This is a genomic window from Bacteroides sp. 1001136B_160425_E2 (assembly GCF_015559655.1).
GTDB lineage: Bacteria > Bacteroidota > Bacteroidia > Bacteroidales > Bacteroidaceae > Bacteroides > Bacteroides luhongzhouii.
In genome coordinates this window covers 66,288-82,440 of sequence record NZ_JADMQH010000023.1, presented here as the reverse complement: position 1 = coordinate 82,440, position 16,153 = coordinate 66,288, and the positions used below count along the sequence as shown (strand labels likewise).

Annotated in this window: 14 protein-coding genes; 2 read left to right on the top strand and 12 right to left on the bottom strand. The window is 43.5% G+C overall.

Annotated elements, in window-relative coordinates:
* Positions 1-2 precede the first annotated feature (2 nt).
* The 9 genes from I2I04_RS19920 to I2I04_RS19880 form a co-directional block, all read right to left on the bottom strand.
* On the bottom strand, positions 3-845 hold the full coding sequence (locus tag I2I04_RS19920) for an FAD/NAD(P)-binding protein (protein WP_195655763.1): 843 nt from the start codon (positions 843-845) through the stop codon (positions 3-5).
* A complete protein-coding gene (locus I2I04_RS19915; protein WP_195471522.1) occupies positions 838-1,851 on the bottom strand; it encodes a 4Fe-4S dicluster domain-containing protein in 1,014 nt (337 codons plus the stop codon). The genes I2I04_RS19920 and I2I04_RS19915 overlap by 8 nt, the downstream gene beginning before the upstream one ends.
* A gap of 9 nt (positions 1,852-1,860) precedes the next feature.
* A complete protein-coding gene (locus tag I2I04_RS19910) occupies positions 1,861-2,661 on the bottom strand; it encodes a 4Fe-4S binding protein (RefSeq protein ID WP_195471519.1) in 801 nt (266 codons plus the stop codon).
* Positions 2,654-3,127 carry a hydrogenase iron-sulfur subunit gene (locus I2I04_RS19905; protein WP_143258201.1) on the bottom strand — a complete coding sequence of 158 codons (474 nt, stop codon included), beginning with the start codon at positions 3,125-3,127 and terminating at the stop codon, positions 2,654-2,656. The genes I2I04_RS19910 and I2I04_RS19905 overlap by 8 nt, the downstream gene beginning before the upstream one ends.
* Before the next feature lie 14 nt (positions 3,128-3,141).
* Positions 3,142-5,142, bottom strand: a complete 2,001-nt coding sequence (locus I2I04_RS19900; RefSeq protein WP_143258200.1) for a CoB--CoM heterodisulfide reductase iron-sulfur subunit A family protein — start codon at positions 5,140-5,142, stop codon at positions 3,142-3,144.
* The gene (locus I2I04_RS19895) at positions 5,130-5,996 is read right to left on the bottom strand and encodes a CoB--CoM heterodisulfide reductase iron-sulfur subunit B family protein (protein WP_099146235.1); all 867 of its coding nucleotides are present in this window, start codon (positions 5,994-5,996) and stop codon (positions 5,130-5,132) included. Before I2I04_RS19895 ends, I2I04_RS19900 begins: the two co-directional genes overlap by 13 nt.
* Before the next feature lie 2 nt (positions 5,997-5,998).
* Positions 5,999-6,553, bottom strand: coding sequence for a 4Fe-4S dicluster domain-containing protein (locus I2I04_RS19890; protein ID WP_143258199.1), 555 nt, complete (start codon positions 6,551-6,553; stop codon positions 5,999-6,001).
* A 104-nt stretch (positions 6,554-6,657) separates the two neighbouring features.
* Positions 6,658-7,095 (bottom strand): hypothetical protein, encoded by a 438-nt coding sequence (locus tag I2I04_RS19885; protein ID WP_099146236.1) that lies wholly within the window; start codon positions 7,093-7,095, stop codon positions 6,658-6,660.
* A gap of 81 nt (positions 7,096-7,176) precedes the next feature.
* Positions 7,177-9,903: a transglutaminase domain-containing protein gene (locus I2I04_RS19880; protein WP_195655762.1), complete on the bottom strand. Its 2,727-nt coding sequence runs from the start codon at positions 9,901-9,903 to the stop codon at positions 7,177-7,179.
* 324 nt (positions 9,904-10,227) lie between these two features.
* Between I2I04_RS19880 and I2I04_RS19875 the strand changes: the two genes are divergently transcribed.
* Both I2I04_RS19875 and I2I04_RS19870 read left to right on the top strand, forming a co-directional pair.
* A complete protein-coding gene (locus tag I2I04_RS19875) occupies positions 10,228-10,365 on the top strand; it encodes a hypothetical protein (protein ID WP_004301914.1) in 138 nt (45 codons plus the stop codon).
* A 96-nt stretch (positions 10,366-10,461) separates the two neighbouring features.
* The gene (locus I2I04_RS19870) at positions 10,462-11,640 is read left to right on the top strand and encodes a C1 family peptidase (RefSeq protein WP_195655761.1); all 1,179 of its coding nucleotides are present in this window, start codon (positions 10,462-10,464) and stop codon (positions 11,638-11,640) included.
* 142 nt (positions 11,641-11,782) lie between these two features.
* On the opposite strand, the gene I2I04_RS19865 is transcribed toward I2I04_RS19870, so the two are convergent.
* From I2I04_RS19865 to dinB, 3 genes are all read right to left on the bottom strand, one after another.
* Positions 11,783-12,484 (bottom strand): DUF4627 domain-containing protein, encoded by a 702-nt coding sequence (locus I2I04_RS19865; RefSeq protein WP_004320741.1) that lies wholly within the window; start codon positions 12,482-12,484, stop codon positions 11,783-11,785.
* Between the two features lie 59 nt (positions 12,485-12,543).
* Entirely contained in the window at positions 12,544-14,478 is a 1,935-nt protein-coding gene (locus I2I04_RS19860) for a heparinase II/III family protein (RefSeq protein ID WP_195471510.1), read from the bottom strand.
* 456 nt (positions 14,479-14,934) lie between these two features.
* Positions 14,935-16,026 (bottom strand): DNA polymerase IV, encoded by a 1,092-nt coding sequence (gene dinB / locus I2I04_RS19855; RefSeq protein ID WP_195655760.1) that lies wholly within the window; start codon positions 16,024-16,026, stop codon positions 14,935-14,937.
* Between the last annotated feature and the right edge of the window lie 127 nt (positions 16,027-16,153).

Here is a 16,153-nt window from a genome sequence, read left to right as displayed (position 1 = left end):
AATCAGTATTCAGGAGGTATATCATTCAACTGGGCTTTGGTAAATACGGGGCCGTCTTTGCAGATATACAGCTTCCCTACATTACACCTGCCACATTTTCCAACACCACATTTCATCCGGTTCTCCAGTGTGGTGTAAATATTCTCATCCGCAAAGCCTAACTTCTCCAACACGGGAAAAGTGAACTTAATCATTACCGGAGGTCCACAGACTATTGCTACGGTATTCATACTGGCAGGTGCAGCAGCTTCAAGCACCGAAGGAACAAAACCAACCTTTCCTGTCCAGTCGGGAGTCTCACCTCCGGGGTCAACCGTAGTAATCAGATTTACATCCGGACGGTTTTCCCATTCTTTCAGCTCTTCTTTATATACCAGGTCGTTCACCGACTTAGCTCCGTAGACAATCGTTATATCTTTAAAGTCTTCCCGCCTGTCTAATGCATTCCAGATGACACAACGCATCGGCGGAAGCGCTATACCACCTGCCACGAACAGCAGGTTCTTTCCTTTCCACTCGTCCAAGGGGAATGTATTTCCGAAAGGTCCGCGAAAACCGACGGTAGCTCCTTCTTCCAATTTGGCAAGCCCGGTAGTTACCCGTCCTGCCTGACGGAATGTACACTCGATATATCCTTTACGAGTAGGTGACGAAGCAATACAAAAAGTGGACTCTCCTTCACCAACCACCGAGTATTCACCGAACTGTCCGGCTATAAAGTGAAAGTCTTCCCCCTCCTTCTCGTCTTTAAATTTTAACCGGAATGTCTTGACTCCCGGAGCTTCATGGGTTATCTTCTCAATCACCATCAGGTGCGGAAGGTATATGTTTGACTGCTCATTCATGGCTTGCTATCGATATTAAGTGTTCAAGTATATTCATATCTACCGGACAGGCACGCGAACAACGTCCGCACCCGGTACAACCGGTTTCCTGTATCCGCTCGGGCATATAGGAGAACTTATGCAAGATGCGCTGACGCCAACGGGCACTTTGTGTCGGACGCGGATTATGTCCGGACGTGTGAAGGGTGAACAGCGAAAAGCCGCAAGAGTCCCAACAACGGACACGATGACCGGACGAACCTTTAGCATCTTCCTGAATATCAAAGCAGGCACAGGTAGGACAAACATAAGCGCATGCCCCGCATCCCAGGCAACGTTCGGACTGTTGTTTCCAAACAGGGCTATCGAATGCTCCCGTCAACTTTTCACGTATATCATCAACGTTGAAACGGGTGGGAACGGATGCCAGATATTGTTCCTTATCTATTTCTTCCGCAGGTGTATATTCTTTCACAAAGAATTTAACCAATGCTTTCCCTTTTGCTGTCAACACTTCTACAAGCGCGCTCTGATCCGGCAACTCCGTAATCTGAATATCACTGCCGGTAGTATTACCAGGCCCTCCATGAACGGAAGTACAGAAGCAGGATTCATCACATTGTGCACAGCTGAAACTGATTAATGTCATTTTCTCGCGTCGTGCATTGTATAGTTTATCTTTATAATCCCAATTAAAAATGCCGGTAAGAGGCGTAAAACCTGCCGCATCACAAGGACGGATCTTCCAAAGAATGGTTTCGGGAATTGCGTTGATGGCCGTTTCCCGTAAAGTGGCTTCTTTTCCGTCTTTCTGATAAGAGAACAGTACTTCTGTCTTCGGAAACGCAAAGCGTTTAACCGACTGAGTAGTCTGCACATAATCCGTCGCTACCTCATCATAAGAAGTCACTCTCTTGAAGTCTACTTTATCTCCTGATTGTACCGGAGCGAAAATATGCATTTCCTTTTTCACCATCTGGCGAAACCATTCTTGCAGACTGCTTTTACTGATATGTAGATTTTCCATTACTTTCTTTTAATGTATAAAGTTCTCTTTATCTTCTGCCTTGAAGGTAGAAAGTACATTTCCCGCACGGTTGATAGCGCCGGGGGCAACCCCGAACTCATCCCGGATGTCTTCCATCATACTTTGTGTCATCAAATGAAGAGGAATACCCACCGGACAGGCTTGTTTACAAGCTCCGCAACCGATGCAGCGTCCCGCCATGTGCATCACCCGGTTGATCTGCCATTCCATATTTGTCAGCGGAGCAGACCAGGGTTGTATCCATTGCGGACAGTTGACCTCGACAATACACCGGCTGCAATAACACAACGGACAAGCAGCCCGGCAAGCATAGCATTTGATACATTTCGACATCTCTCCCATCCAGTATTTCCAACGCTCTTCACGAGTCATCTTCTTCAGACGTTCAATCAGCTGAAGATTCTCCTCACTAATAGCCAAAGGAAAGTCTGCCAGATACGTATTTATTTCATCGAATCCTTTAAACTGAATCACTTCTCCTTGTCCGTCAACAGCTAATACCAGAAGCTTATCTTCTTTCAACTGGTTTTCGAATGCCAGTTGAACAATGGTCCGTAATGCCGGAAGCGTAGCTGTTATAGCTACTTTGCCTGTTCCTGTCAATTCCGGTTTCGTCAGGTAAACGGCGATATTATTTGTGCAACGGTCGTCCAGTATCAGTCTGTCGGCAATATCTGCCTGTCGGCAAAAAAGAGGACGTGTTCCGTGGTTTCCTTCTTCATAGCCTATCACAAGATTTACTTCTCCTTCTTGCAACAAAGCAATTACTTTTTCTGTCAGTTTACTCATAGACAACCTCCTTTTCCAAATAGTCCGAAGCTTTCTGATACTCCAGATAAGGTCCCAGTTCACGAATTCCGGCAACTGTTTCATTCACCAAATCAGCCCACTTGGCACCCTCTGCCGCCGACACCCATGAATAACGGATACGACGTACATCAATTCCCAGGAAGTCGAGTAATCCGCGGAATACAATCCAACGACGGCGTGCGTGGAAGTTTCCGGATGTATAGTGACAATCATTCGGATGACAGCCCGAAACGATAATGCCATCAGCACCTCCGGCAAAAGCTTTCAGTAATAGCATAAAATCAATTCTTCCTGTACAGGGAAAACGGACGATCTCTACATTAGTCGCATACTTCAATCGGCTTGTACCTGTGAGGTCTGCCCCGGCATACGTGCACCAATTACAGACAAAAGCTACAATGCGCGGTTCAAATTCCTGATTATTCTCGTTCTTATTTTCGTTCATAGCTTACTCTCTTTTTAATGGTTCAGCAATGCCATCACTTCGGCATAGACCTGTTCATTGGAATATCCTTGTATATCAATAGATTTGGAACGGCAGAAAGCAACACAGGTACCACAACCCTGGCAAAGTCCCGGATTTACTTTAGCGACTGTCTTTATTACATTTCCGTTCCTGTCTTTTATCTCTTCACGTTCAATGGCCTGATAAGGACAAGCCGTCTGGCACATGAAACACCCTACGCAAGTACTGAACAGCGGAGGAGTAGTGCGATTGACAACTGCTATCAACGGTTCACGAACCAGATTTGCCTGTGAAAACAGTCCTGCCACTTTTACAGCGGCTCCCGAAGCCATTCCCACTGTTTCAGGAATATCTTTCGGTGCCTGACAGGCTCCTGCCAGAAAGATTCCGGCCGTATTTGTTTCTACCGGTTTCAGTTTGGGGTGAGATTCGGCAAAGAATTGATAAGGGTCATACGAAATGTGCATCTTCTGTGCCAGTTCTTCCGCTCCTTTGTTGGCGACTCCCGCTGTGGCAAGCACTACCATGTCGGCTTCAATCTCGACTGGCGATGCCCCCAACAGGGTATCTACTCCTTTAACAATCAATTTACCGTTCTTCTCATATATACGGGCGACGCGACCACGGACGTAATTCACTCCATCCTCTTCAATGGCACGGCGCACAAATTCTTCATAATTCTTTCCTCCGGCACGAATATCCATATAGAATACGTACGACTCGCCACCGTGTACCTTGTGCTGATAAAGCATCGCATGTTTAGCCGTGTACATACAGCATATTTTAGAGCAGTAAGGAATCCCTTTCGCCGGGTCACGGGAACCGGCACATGCTACGAATACAATCTTTTGAGGGATCTGTCCGTCAGACGGGCGGCGTATTTCACCGAACGTAGGACCGGAAGCCGATGCCAAGCGTTCAAACTGTAGCCCGGTAATGACATCTTTGTATTTTCCATATCCGTATTCGGGGAAAAAGTCAGTGTTCAACACATTGAATCCTGTGGTAACAACAATGGCTCCTACTTCTTCGGTGATGATGCTGTCTTCCTGTCCGAAGCGGATAGCACCCGTTGGACATAGCTTTTCGCAGACTCCGCACTTACCGTTACGATAATGGGTACAGTGTTCTTTATCGATCACCGGTTTATTGGGCACTGCTTGAGGAAAAGGAACATAAATAGCTGTACGCATTCCCAAACCGGCATTAAATTCGCTCGGTATCTTTTTATTGGGACATTTAGTCGTGCAAAGTCCGCAACCGGTACATAGTTTTTCATCGATACTCTTTGCTTTCAGGCGAATACTGGCTTTGAAATTTCCAATAAAACCTTCCACATGTTCCAATTCGGCGTATGTATAAAGAGTGATATTCGGATGCCGGGCTACTTCCACCATTCGCGGAGTGAGAATACACTGCGAACAGTCTAATGTAGGAAAGGTTTCCGAAAGTTGTGACATGTGTCCGCCAATAGAAGGTTCTTTCTCTACCAGAATGACCTGATGTCCGCAATTGGCGATGTCCAGACTTGCCTGGATTCCGGCAATGCCTCCTCCGATTACCAATGCTTTTTTGGTGATAGGAACTTGAATGGGAACCAAAGGATGATTCCGTTTTACTTTTTCAACCAGACTTTTGACAATATCAACAGCTTTACGGGTGGTTGCCTCCCCTTTCTCGTGTACCCAAGAGCAATGCTCGCGAACATTAGCTATTTCACACAGATAAGGATTCAACCCGGCTTCCGCACAGGCCCTCCGAAAGGTAGGTTCATGCATTCGCGGAGAACACGCAGCAACCACAACGCCATCCAATCCGTATTCTTTAATGGCATTCTTTATCAAAGTCTGTCCCGGATCAGAACACATATATTTATAATCAATGGCATAGGCAACGCCTTCCATTTCTTTTGCCGCTTCGGCCACTTTTTCGCAGTCGACAGTTGCACTGATATTTTCACCGCAATGGCAGATAAAAACTCCTACTTTAGACATACTTCTGCCTCCTTCAAATTTACAGCTACAAAATGACGACCCAGTCCCAACTCTTTGGGAGTCAGTCCGACAGCGAGTCCGATAGCTTGTGTGATATAAAGAACGGGTATGGTCACAGGTTTTGCCAGATAGTTATTGATAGCAGGACGACGCATATCCAGATTGGAATGGCACATCGGACAAGCTACAACCACAGCTTCAGCTCCCCGGTCGTCAGCATCTTTTAGTATATTTCCGGAAAGACGTCCTACCAGATCTGTACGGGAAACGGATAAACCGGCACCGCAACACTCTGTTTTGAAAGCCCAGTCAATAGGAGTCGCCCCAATCAGAGACATGATTTTATCCATGCTTTGCGGATCTTCCAGACGGTCGAAGTTTAATATTTTATGGGGACGCACCAACAAGCAACCGTAGTAACAAGCCACTTGATGAGCGAACGGACGTACTATTTTCTCTTTTAATGTATCCAGCATGTATTTCTCTATCATCTGGAGGACATTCAATATTTTCACATTTCCAAGGTAACGCATTCCAACTGTAGTCAGTATTTCATCCTTCAATACTTCATTGTTCATTAATTCGTGTTGAGCAACACTCAAACGATTGTAACAGGAAGCACAGGGGACAACGATTTCTTGAAATCCCTGTTGTTCCGCCAATGCCAGCACACGGGTGGGTAAGGCAAGAGACAATTCTCTACTCATGGAGTGAGCTGCCGTTGCACCGCAACAGTTCCAGTCTTTCAACTCGATCAGTTCGAGTCCCATCACCTGTGCCAGTGCTTTGACTGATTCATTGTATTCACGAGAAGTTCCGTTTAGCGAACATCCCGGATAGAAACCTATTTTCATAGCTACTTTTGAGTCTTTTCAATGGTTTGTGCAAATATCTTTTTGATCTTATTCTCATCTTTTACCCGTTCCGGAAGAAGGTTGAGTTTCCCTTTGACAAACATAACAGGAGCTACATTCAAATCCTGTGTCAAACGTAAGGTACGGACTTTAAACCCTGCAACCAATCCGACTTCGTAGAGCCTTCCCGTTCTTTTCACTGATTCGAGAAAAGCGGAGTGAAAAGCTACGACAGGACGTGATTCTTTATTGATGCATCCTTCTTTACGGGATCTCTCACGCAGATAGTCCATTACTTCAGGAATGTTGATCTCTTTAGGACACCGGGCAATACAGTTTTCGCAACTCAAGCAAATCCAAATGGCATTGGAACTTAACACACGACGGTCATTTTGAGCATTTTTTGTCTGCAACAACCGGAGAATATAGCTGGGAGCATAATCCATCTCCTCTGACAACACACATCCGGCCGTACACTTACCACACTGGTAGCAATAAGACACATCAATACCCGTCTTTTGTTCCAAGTCACAGGAAATACATTCTTTGTTTTCCATGTTGACATGAATAAAATAGATAATAAATAAAATAAAGGAAAAAATGGCAGAGAGGGATCAGAATAATAGGCACACCACACCCTACCTAACGATAAGAATTGGGTCTAAATGAGAATATGCGCCAATGTATAGACGTAATACTTACACGAATATTTAGTGTAATTAACATTAAGGCCGGTATGCCCCAAACGGTTCTCCGGAAGCAGAACATTCAGAGAGCTCAATATCTGTATAATGACAGTATTGGTATTGAACTTCAGGTTCTTGAAAGGAACAATGCTTCTCGGAAAAGAGATATTGTCAAAAATGCAGTCACTAACCTTACAATTGGATGTCTCGTCAACAAACTGCGAATGAGAATCTTTACCTGACTTATCGAAGCCGGCAGAAGAGACGCGGCAACATGACTCTGCTGTATATTGCATATCATTAGCCGAGATTTCAGCTTCTTTCTGAAATCCCTGCAATTCTTTATCGGAAACATTACTAAATCCCAATACCAGAAATGCGCATGCTAATATGCAAAAAATGTACTTAGTCATAATTTGCTGCAAACGTAATCATTCTTTTCCGAAAAAAAGCATTAAGGGCAAGAATTAACGATTATTCATACAAACTCTTTCCTACAAACCATGTACAACTTTCATCAATTGCTCACCTAAACCGATTGTATATCCTTGAGAAACAAAGACTACCCTATTAAATGTATCTGCAATAATAAATACCGGCAAAATGGAATTGTTCAAGTTCATAGCCCGCACAATTTCCTTGCGGATGCTATCATCAATATCAATACCGTAAGTGATGGTCGACGGAAGTCCTTTGAATTCGTCGGCATTAAATTTCTTGTATTGTTCTTCCGAAGGAAAAAGAAAGACCATCTTACGCCCCCATTGTTCGAAGTCATTGCCCAAAGCGGCTATATCTCTTAGTGCATGATTGGTAGGTTCCTGCCCTACCCCAAGCACAGCTACTACAAAATAGCCACGCCCGCAGGTTTGCAGAATACTCTGCTGTTCAGTGCTGCCCACCGGGTGATAGGTCGCTTCCGAATTAAAATTTCCGATCACTTGCACCTGGTCTTTGCTTTCACGCATCACAAGGTCAACGGTGGTTGTCTTACCGGGTTCTACAGTAAAGAACGTACTGTTGGAAAGCACCGCTCCACTTGCCAGACGGGTTCCGGTCACCATCATATAATAACCTTCGTCAAACTCTCTTCCGTATCTTAACAGATTATACCAGGTAGTTCCATCGCCCATATCCGTCTCCCCTTCGTCATAATTAAGCAGCTGGAATGTGCCGTTTTTAAATTTGGAAAGAGTGAAATGCGAATAATATTTAGGATCTTCCACTGAACGGATAGGCATGTAAGTCGCTTGCAATACTCCCTTTCGGGACTGGGTAGATTCTGCCGTATCAAAGTTGACATCTTCCTTAACTAATTCTTTATTTAGAATCTGCACTTTTCCTGTCACTTCATCAATCCAGGCGGCGGATGCCCACCCCATGCTCCGGTAAGCTGCCACAAAGAAAATATCACGCGACTTTTCATCAGCCACCCGTGCTTTCCAGACTCCCATCGGAGAGATAGGAATCTGTTGGGAATTCAGTTCATTATTGATTTTAATCTCTTTTCTGCACCATTCTATTAATACTTTAGGATCATGTTTCATGCTATCAGGCACAGACTGGTACACTGTTTTCTCAATGGCTTCACGAAGTTCCTTTTTATAAGGAGTCAACATTTCATTGGCTATACGAGGAGGATTGAGGTACATCCTTTTAAATAAATCAGTCTCTATCTTCTCCCAATCCGAGATATTAGTCAGCAAATGGTCATTCAATATATCCAGAGTTACATCTCGGAGATCTTTAGCCGAAAGGCTCTCTAATATCCACATGGCTCGTATTTCTTCCCACGAAACAGCATCTTTCTCTTTTCTGATAGACGAAAGGAAGTCTTTCAAGGTTTGGTGATTTCCTCGCGAAGCAACCAGGAAGTTTACCAGTTCTTCTTTCTTTTCCGGTTGTAAAGCATTTCCATATAGTTTATCTATCCAATCTTTGGCCTGTTTTTCCGTCATCATTGTTGCCACGTACGCATTGCGGATTGAATCTTCCTGCGCCATCCGCCGATCATTCTCCGCCCGTTGTTCGGGAGTGACCTCGGGAATATTCGCTCCTTCCACCGGAGGTACAAAATCCATAGGCAAGGAATAGGCTTCACCTTCTTTCCTATTTAAAGAGAGTTGCAGTGCATCATCTTTTCCAAATGAGATTTTGGCATAACCAAATTGCCCGTCGCGGGATGCCCAAACCAACATATCTCCTTTGCCGGCAGTCAGGCTGGCTTTCCCCTCTGCATCTGTATATTTCGTGGCTACTGTATAGAACTCCGCATAATTGTATATCTTAAATTCGACTTTGGCATCTGCCACCGGTTTACCTTCGGCATCCGTCACCGTTACGATAGCTTTGGCAGTAGGGGCATAATTATCAATCACATTGATTTCTGTGTAATTGGGTGTTTCAAGCATGATCTCTTCCGGACCGTTGTAACGTCCGAAAACCTTGGTATGCATCAACATTCCCCGACTGGCAGGGGCATTGAACCATCCCAGGTTCAAAACCGGTTCCGGCTCACAAGCTCCGAAGAAGTACCAATGTCCATCCGCCCATGCTTCCACCCAAGCATGGTTATCATCCGTATGCGCCCAACGGGGTGTATACACTTGCCGTGCCGGAATACCGACTGCCCGGAGCGCAGCCACCGTAAATGTAGACTCTTCGCCACAACGTCCATACGCTGTTTTGACTGATGCCAATGGTGAGCTGGTACGCGCGTCACTCGGACGATAGACTACTTTCTCGTGACACCAGTGATTCACCTCCAATATCGCGTCTTTCATCGGCAATTCTTTCACCCGGTCTTTTAGTTCGCCATAAAAGACACGGCGAGAATCGTCCAGATTCTCGTTATTCACCCGGATCGGCAGAACAAAATGACGGAACACTTCATCGGGAATCGCTTTTCCCCAAGACATCTCGTCACGTGTCTGCTTCGACAGCCGGACATTCTCCAAGTAATAATCTCCCGGATAGTCCGTCACATCCCCTATCGGCATATAAGCGTAGAGAAACATCAATGCTTCGCGCTCGTACACTGACAGAGCGGAATCACCAAAGATCGCAAATAAGTCTCCATGAGGAAGTGCCTGTTTCTTCCGCTCAAAGTCATGAGCTACTTGATTCCGGTAAGATTCTTCTTTGAGGAAATGAGTATTGTTACAAGCAAACAACACAATCGACAAAATCAGGACGCATAAAAGATGGGTGAATGTTTTCATATAAGTGTTTGGTTTATTCTATTAATAAGGCTGCTGACTGACAAAAATACAAGAATATTTTCTGAATGCCTAGATAAGTACATAAAAATGTGATAGATAAGAATAATATTGTCATTGACGGGAAATTATGGGAATTTTGTAACAGGTTTGTAATATAGACTGTGTTCGGACCCTTATAAAAAGAAAATTCAAAAGAAAAAGAAGATTTTTATGTTCTACAGCATATAATTCAAAAACAATTCGTATCTTTGCAGTGTTATTAGAGAAAACAAGATGTAAAACCGCTCTTCAAAACGTGGAGGGCAAAAAAAGAGGAAACAAATTATGAAAAAGAATGCAAATGAAAAAATTATGATGTTACAGTACCGTATTAAACGCTATCAAGCAATGGGAAATGGTGCTATGTGCCAAACATTGAACGGTAAACTCCAAAAACTGCTGTCACAGCAGGTTGCCATGTAAATAAACACACTAATTATAATAAAATAGAGCGAGGAACTTTCGAGTATCCTCGCTTTTTTTATACATTTGCAAAATGTAAAGATAATAAAGCACATTATGAAGAAACTATTTATGTCGGTTGCGCTCCTCTTATTGACCGTAACCTCTTTTGCACAAACACCCGGTTATGAGTTCACAACCGTTGTATCTCACAAAGCAACACCTGTCAAAGATCAGGGTTCCACAGGAACTTGCTGGTGCTTTGCCACCGCTTCTTTCATGGAGTCGGAACTGCTCCGAATGGGAAAAGGAGAATATGATCTCTCGGAAATGTTTATCGTTCGCCAAAAGTACATGAATCAGCTGGAAGACAATTATCTCCGTCGTGGTAAAGGAAGTATCAGTGAAGGAAGTTTGGCGCACACTTTCAAAAACGCTTATAAGAAAGCGGGAATCGTTCCGGAAGAAGTGTACACCGGATTGCCGGGCGATAACAAAGACCACAATCACGGAGCATTGTCACGCTACCTCAAAGCATTGGTAGACGCAAATATCGCTTCTAAAAAGCGTACTCCGCAATTTGATGCGCTTATTAATAATCTGTTCGATATTTATCTGGGTAAGCTTCCCGAAAAGTTCACTTATAAAGGAAAAGAATATACTCCTCAATCTTTCACAGAAAGTCTGGGATTGAATATGGATGATTATGTTGAGCTGACCAGTTTCACTCACAAGCCTCATTATGAGACATTCTCACCTGAAGTTCCCGACAACTGGGAAAACCAGCCGATGTATAATCTTCCGTTGGACGAACTAATCGGGGCTATCGACTATGCACTGAACAAAGGATATACCGTATGTTGGGACGGTGACGTAAGCGAACAGGGTTTCTCTTTCAAAAACGGAATCGCCATCAACCCGCAAGTGGAGGACGTGAAAGATTACTCGACTACCGACCGTGCGCGTTTCGAAAAAATGCCTAAATACGAACGTATGGAGGAAGTGTTCAAGTTTGAACATCCTTATCCGGAAATCAATGTAACACCGGAAATCCGTCAGGATGGCTACGAGAAGTTTGTGACAACTGACGACCACCTGATGCACATCACCGGTATTGTGAAAGACCAGAATGGTACTAAATATTATATCACCAAGAATTCCTGGGGAGCGGAAAGCAACAAATCCGGAGGCTATCTGAATATGTCTGAAAGCTATGTACGTGCTAAAACAATCTGTGTGATGGTACACAAAGATTCTCTGCCAAAGGAACTGAAAAAGAAACTCGGTATTCAGTAAATCGCATAAAACAATCAATCCCGACAGGGGATTGACTGTTCATACATCCTTTTATCCATATAACAAAAGAAATAGGGCAACAAAGTATCACTACTTCACTGCCCTATTTTTTGTTAACCTACTATATTAAATCCTTTACTCTTTATTTCTTTTTCAATGTCACGTCGCTGATTTCTACAACACCGCCTTTGTTCTGAGAAAGAATAGCCACATAACAATCTTTCAGAATAGCAGCATCATCGTCTGTATCAGATACTTCCAAGTTAGCATTTGCTTTCTTGCTGCTAATGGCATTAACCACCTGTCCCATATCATAATAAACTACTACTTTAGTCCATTTACCAGCATCTTTAATTTTAAAATTATACTGTGCGCCCGAAGCATTCGGTTGAGCGTCTGCATCATAGTCTCTACGCATGAAGAAAGTAGTATTGTACTTGCCATTATCGTTCTTTTCTTCATTGGTCTGCTTGATGTATACACTAACCGGAGTTCCGGCTTCTTTAGCTTTTGCATAGAAAGTAAGAACATAGATACCTTTGTCCAAACCATCGGTAATACGTTGTCCCAAGAAAGCCTTATACCAAGAGAGATTCTTTTCAGCACCGGAGTTATCCAATTTCATTGCGTTCGGATATTTGGCATCTCCTGTTTCTTCCCAAGCAATAGTAGTTACTCCGTCGGCTTCATTATTCATGATAAACCACTCTCCTGCGGTAGCTTTGTTGGCATTAGTCACTTTAGTCTTCACTTCAGTGGCGAATTTTTCGTTTTTTATCAGGTTCTGCGCACTTACGCTTACTCCTGCAAGGACCAAAAGGCCGGCAAATAACACTTTTTTCATCTTACTGTGATTTAATTGTTTATACTTTATTTTTTCTAGCTTTAAAAATCTATTTCATCCTACTTCACTTGTTGAATAACAAATCCATATTTACCTGTCACTTTCTTTTCTTCAGTCTTCAGTGTGATGCGGTAAATCTCTTTGCCCCATACGTTAGACAGGCGCGGATCATCCAGTTTGATTGTTTCCAGTTCGGCTTTAAACTGCGACGGATAGTGCATTTCTACCTTTTGTCCCTTTACTTCAATACGGATTTTTCCGGCTGACGGGAAAGTCACATTGCCCCAAGTTAAAAAGTTCATTTGATTAGGAGCAATAGCCTCATCCAACGTATAAATATCACCAATAATGAGTTTTTTATCATCAAGAACATAAGAGCGAACCCAGCTTTTCACTTTCGCTTCTGCCGGATAAGCAGTAGCTATATCCGTAGAGAACATCCGTTTCTTCTCATTGCAAACGGTATTTGTAGCTTTATACTCCTGCCCGAATTTCTGCGGTACTCCGTTAATCATCGGCAAGTTATGATAGTTGCTCTGCATGGTCCAAATGGTATAGCGGTCTTTACCGAACGTCTGTTTGGTATATGTACCTACACCGGCATCAATAATCACAGGAATTGTATTTACGTATAAAGAAAAGGTTCCTACATCATTGTGGTTATGGCTTTCGTTATTAAATCCGCCTTTAGCGGCAACGAACATACCGTTCTTGTTCTTCATATAGCAGAATTCCGTTTCGGGATACCAGGTTACATCCGGCATATCATGTTTCGGAGTTGCTTTAGCCAGCTCATTACAGCAGAGTAGAGATTGAAGCGAACGGAAAGCATCGTTGCCCATGGTAGCATACGGTTTTCTTCCATTCAGCAGGTAAGCGGCAAAATGCATCATTTCATCGCTGTTTACAGCTTTACCGTACCGATAGATTAACAAAGGATCGCCCCCGCCTTGTGCCGATGCATCAGCAAAATTCACCACCCAGCCATTGCCGACATACGAGCGGGACATATATTCTCCCATCCGGCGGATCATCGGTTCATTGAACAGAGACAGTTTGCCACCTGTGCCATCAGAGAGTATCTGCAAATAGTCATAGAGCTTTCCGGCGGCATGTCCCCAGTAAGAGGTTCCCTCTTCACAGGCCCCATCGGATTTCACAAAGTTGATAAACTTATCGACCGACTGCATGGAACGATAAACAGCTTTTGCCAACTTATCCTTATTGTTCTCCATCAGTAAGAAACATTGCAGGGCATTAGAGTTACACCAGGGATTCCAGTTATTGATGATTTCTCCCGGTTTCCAGTTAAAAGCCATCCACCACATTTCATCGTCGTTCATGTACGGATCAAGAATACGTTCTTTAATTGCTTTACGCATTTGCAAGGATACTACGGGATTGATTTTGTCGAATGGCTTACGGAAGAAATAGTGTACCCAGGCCATTAAAGCTCCATATCCGCCTGAGCCGAGGTCGATAATCTGTTCGCGGAAGTCGGGAAGTGAACGTTTGCTACTCTGGCGCGGCAAGTGTGCGGATAAAACCCATGAATTCATTTCACAGCTCATATATGCTCCGTTCAGTAGTTGGTCGATAAAACGTCCTTTCCCTTCGGCCAGTTCGGCGAGCATCAAGGCGTTAAGTGCTTGGCGGTTGGCGTCATAAGGAACTTCCATTATTTTACGGTTACCACTACGTTCGTATTCCAGATAAGCTGTGGCAGGTATCAGCTGCCATTTATAGTTGAGGAGTTTTTCGCCGGCTTCGATGAGGCGTTGCTTATTAGGGCCCATCAGAGAATCCCAGGCGGCACGATCTGTATAAGCTGGATAAGGCACCCAAGCTTGTTTCATTACCAACACGTTTTTCAACGTAGTCTCGTCTGCCGCTTTTTGCAGCATATTGCGTTCGGTGTAAGCGTTTGCTTTGAAAGAAAAACTTCCTAAAGCTGCTAGTAAAAGAACACAAAATAAATGTTTCATTCGATTCATGGTATTTTCATTCATTTAAGTATTGCAAAGATAACGTATCTGATAAAAAATGAGGTGAGTAAATCATACGAACCTGATGACAAAAAAGTACATACTTCAAAAATAGTACTCTTAATTGCTATATTTTAGGCTTTTAAGTCATTATAAGAACAAATTAAGTCATTGTAGAAACAATTTAAGTCACACGGAAACCGGGTTTTCATTTCGGAAAAACAAAGATGCAGTTTCAGAAAACAGAGGCTCCCTTTGGAGAAAATAGAGGTTCTATTTATTCCAAACAGAGGCTCTGTTTAGGGCAAATAAAGGCTCTATTTTATTTCAAATAGAGTATCTGTTTTACTTCAGACAAAGCATCTGTTTGGATATTCTATCCTCTTTCTTTTTTCATTCTTTGATTCTCTTCTTTTTCATCCCCTATTCTTTCCTCTTCATCCCTCTATTTCTTCCCCTTCGCCCTCAATCCCAATCGCTAAATTCAAAGCTCAACTGTTCCCATACACCGTGTTGTTCATCGGCTTCTTCCTTTGGATTGGAGACGGAAAGGCCGATGAGCCGGATTGGATGTTGCTCAAATTCGACACTTTTAAGCAATTCTTTTGCAAGTGGGAGTACCCGGTCTAAGGTGGTGAGTTCCTGCGATTGAGTAAGGCTTCGGGTTATCTGGCTAAAATCATGAAACTTGATTTTCAGGGTAAGCGTGTTGCCTTTGAAGTCTTTTCGCTGAAGACGTTCAATCAGCTCTACCGCCACATGGTATAGTTCAATAATAACCGATGAACGGGCTGAAATATCACGTTCCAATGTACGTTCGCAACCGATGGATTTACGGATACGAATTGCTTCAACAGGGCGTTCGTCAATTCCCCGTGAGCATTCATAATACAGCGCACCGGCTTTCCCGAAATGGGCTGTCAGCATTTCAAGAGAGCATTTCCGTAGTTGAAGTCCATTGTGGATGCCAAGTAGATGCATCTTCTTTGCAGTCACCGGACCCACTCCCCAAAAAGATTCGATAGGAAGACGGGCTATAAAATCAAGAGCTTGTTCCGGATGAATGGTACATAAGCCATCCGGTTTGCGATAGTCCGAAGCTATTTTAGCCAAAAACTTATTATAAGAAACTCCGGCAGACGCAACAAGGTTGAGTTGTTCCCGGATCTTCTGCTTTATTTCCTTTGCTATGTCCACAGCCAGAGAAATATCTTTCTTATTTTCAGTGACATCCAAGAAAGCCTCATCCAGAGACAAAGGTTCGATGATATCCGTATATTCGTGGAAAATCTCATGTATCTGACGGGAAACGGATTTATAAACATCCATCCTGCCAGATACAAAAATGAGTTGGGGACAAAGACGTTTCGCCTTTTGCGAAGCCATGGCGGAACGAACACCGTAACGTCGGGCCTCATAGCTGGCAGCAGCCACCACTCCCCGCTCTTCTGCATGACCTACCGCCAAAGGCTTGCCACGAAGTTCCGGATTATCACGCTGTTCTACAGAGGTATAGAAGGCGTCCATGTCGATATGTATAATCTTTCTCTGCGTCATTGTTCAGGATTAGCAGAGCAAACTTACTACAAATTCCCGAATAAATCCTGCTTATCGGTTCAAGAAATAATATGCTTATGATTTTTATAGATATAAATCAAAAAACATTCAATATCTTGTCAAAGAT

Excerpts from the sequence above, each read along its gene's own strand:
- I2I04_RS19920 (WP_195655763.1), bottom strand. The coding sequence starts at position 845 with ATGAATGAGCAGTCAAACATATACCTTCCGCACCTGATGGTGATTGAG.
- I2I04_RS19915 (WP_195471522.1), bottom strand. The coding sequence starts at position 1,851 with ATGGAAAATCTACATATCAGTAAAAGCAGTCTGCAAGAATGGTTTCGC.
- I2I04_RS19910 (WP_195471519.1), bottom strand. The coding sequence starts at position 2,661 with ATGAGTAAACTGACAGAAAAAGTAATTGCTTTGTTGCAAGAAGGAGAA.
- I2I04_RS19905 (WP_143258201.1), bottom strand. The coding sequence starts at position 3,127 with ATGAACGAAAATAAGAACGAGAATAATCAGGAATTTGAACCGCGCATT.
- I2I04_RS19900 (WP_143258200.1), bottom strand. The coding sequence starts at position 5,142 with ATGTCTAAAGTAGGAGTTTTTATCTGCCATTGCGGTGAAAATATCAGT.
- I2I04_RS19895 (WP_099146235.1), bottom strand. The coding sequence starts at position 5,996 with ATGAAAATAGGTTTCTATCCGGGATGTTCGCTAAACGGAACTTCTCGT.
- I2I04_RS19890 (WP_143258199.1), bottom strand. The coding sequence starts at position 6,553 with ATGGAAAACAAAGAATGTATTTCCTGTGACTTGGAACAAAAGACGGGT.
- I2I04_RS19885 (WP_099146236.1), bottom strand. The coding sequence starts at position 7,095 with ATGACTAAGTACATTTTTTGCATATTAGCATGCGCATTTCTGGTATTG.
- I2I04_RS19880 (WP_195655762.1), bottom strand. The coding sequence starts at position 9,903 with ATGAAAACATTCACCCATCTTTTATGCGTCCTGATTTTGTCGATTGTG.
- I2I04_RS19875 (WP_004301914.1), top strand. The coding sequence starts at position 10,228 with ATGAAAAAGAATGCAAATGAAAAAATTATGATGTTACAGTACCGTATT.
- I2I04_RS19870 (WP_195655761.1), top strand. The coding sequence starts at position 10,462 with ATGAAGAAACTATTTATGTCGGTTGCGCTCCTCTTATTGACCGTAACC.
- I2I04_RS19865 (WP_004320741.1), bottom strand. The coding sequence starts at position 12,484 with ATGAAAAAAGTGTTATTTGCCGGCCTTTTGGTCCTTGCAGGAGTAAGC.
- I2I04_RS19860 (WP_195471510.1), bottom strand. The coding sequence starts at position 14,478 with ATGAATCGAATGAAACATTTATTTTGTGTTCTTTTACTAGCAGCTTTA.
- dinB (WP_195655760.1), bottom strand. The coding sequence starts at position 16,026 with ATGACGCAGAGAAAGATTATACATATCGACATGGACGCCTTCTATACC.